Below are 1,937 nucleotides of genomic sequence, written 5' to 3' on the forward strand. Positions count from 1 at the left end.
GGGCATCGCGTCTGTGACGACCTTGACGATGCTGGCGGCGTCGAGGCCGGCCTCGGCGTACATCTTCTCCGGCTTGTCGTGGTCCTGGTAGGTGTCCGGCAGGGTCATCGTCCGCACCCGGACGCGGCCGGCGTCCAGCGCGCCCTTCTCCGCCAGCAGGTGCAGCACCATCGCCCCGAACCCGCCCCGCGAGCCCTCCTCGATCGTCACCAGCACCTCGTGTTTCGACGCGAGGTCGAGGATCAGCGCCTCGTCGAGGGGCTTGGCGAAGCGCGCATCCGCCACCGTGACCGCCACGCCCTGGTCCGCGAGCTGGTCCGCCGCCTTCAGCGCCTCGGCCAGCCGCGTGCCCAGCGACAGGATCGCCACCTTCGCGTTCGCGTCCTCGCGCACCGTCCGGCCCCGGCCGATCGGCAGCACGCTGCCCTTCTCCGGCATCTCCACGCCCACGCCCTCGCCGCGCGGGTAGCGCAGGGCGATCGGCCCTGAGTCGTGGGCGTGGGCGGTGGCCACCATGTGCACCAGCTCCGCCTCGTCGGAGGCCGCCATCACCGTCATGTTCGGCAGGCAGCACAGATACGCGAGGTCGAAGGCGCCCGCATGGGTCGCCCCGTCCGCCCCGACCAGGCCCGCCCGGTCCATGCAGAAGCGCACGGGCAGGTTCTGCAGCGCCACGTCGTGCACCACCTGGTCGTAGGCCCGCTGCAGGAAGGTCGAGTAGATCGCCACGAACGGCTTGTAGCCCTCGGTGGCGAGGCCGCCCGCGAAGGTCACCGCGTGCTGCTCGGCGATGCCGACGTCGAAGGTCCGGTCCGGGTGCGCCTTGCCGAACAGGTCGATGCCGGTGCCCCCCGGCATGGCGGCGGTGATCGCCACCACCTTCTCGTCCGCGTCCGCCGCCTTGATCAGGCTCTCGCCGAACACCCGCGTGTAGGCCGGCGCGTTCGGCTTGGCCTTGGCCTGCACCCCCGACACCACGTCGAAGGTCACCACCCCGTGGTAGCGGTCGGCGCTGGCCTCGGCGGGCGCGTAGCCCTTCCCCTTGCGGGTGACCACGTGCAGCAGGATCGGCCCGTGCTCGGCATCGCGCACGTTCTTCAGCACCGGCAGCAGGTGGTCGAGGTTGTGCCCGTCCACCGGGCCGACATAGTGGAAGCCCATCTCCTCGAACATCGTGCCGCCGCCCACCACCAGGGAGCGGGCATACTCCTCGGCCGCCGCCGCGCGCTGGTAGATCGCCTTGGGCAGGAGCTTGCCGAGCTGCTTGGCCGCGTCGCGCAGGGAGCGATACGTGTCGCCCGAGGCGAGCCGGGCGAGGTAGGCCGACATGGCGCCCACCGGGGGCGCGATCGACATGTCGTTGTCGTTGAGGATCACGATCAGGCGCGAGTGCAGCGCGCCGGCGTTGTTCATGGCTTCATACGCCATGCCCGCCGACATCGAGCCGTCGCCGATCACCGCGATCATGTTGCGCCGCTTCATCCGCTCGGCGGTGCCGCGCGCCCTGGCCGAGGCCATGTCGAGGTCGCGGCCCACCGCCATGCCCAGCGCGGCCGAGATCGAGGTGGAGGAATGCGCCGCCCCGAACGGGTCGTAGACGCTCTCCGAGCGCTTGGTGAAGCCCGACAGGCCCCCGCCCTGGCGCAGGGTGCGGATGCGGTCGCGCCGCCCGGTCAGGATCTTGTGCGGGTAGCACTGGTGGCCGACGTCCCAGACGATCCGGTCGTCGGGCGTGTCGAACACGTGGTGCAGCGCCACCGTCAGCTCGACCACGCCCAGCCCCGAGCCGAGATGGCCGCCGGTGATCGACACGGCGTCGATCATCTCGGCCCGCACCGCATCCGCCACGTTCTGCAGCTCGCCCTCCGGCACGCGGCGAAGGTCCGCAGGCTCGTTCACACGATCCAGCAACGCGGATTGCTCAGGGGTGATCGCCA

General features: G+C 71.1%; 1 protein-coding gene. It reads right to left on the reverse strand.

What is annotated here, in order from left to right:
* On the reverse strand, positions 1–1,908 hold a 1,908-nt coding region (gene dxs / locus MFF06_RS20955), incomplete at its 3' end, for a 1-deoxy-D-xylulose-5-phosphate synthase (RefSeq protein ID WP_283207302.1).
* Between the last annotated feature and the right edge of the window lie 29 nt (positions 1,909–1,937).

Source organism: Methylobacterium aerolatum, from assembly GCF_022179085.1.
Taxonomy (GTDB): domain Bacteria; phylum Pseudomonadota; class Alphaproteobacteria; order Rhizobiales; family Beijerinckiaceae; genus Methylobacterium; species Methylobacterium aerolatum.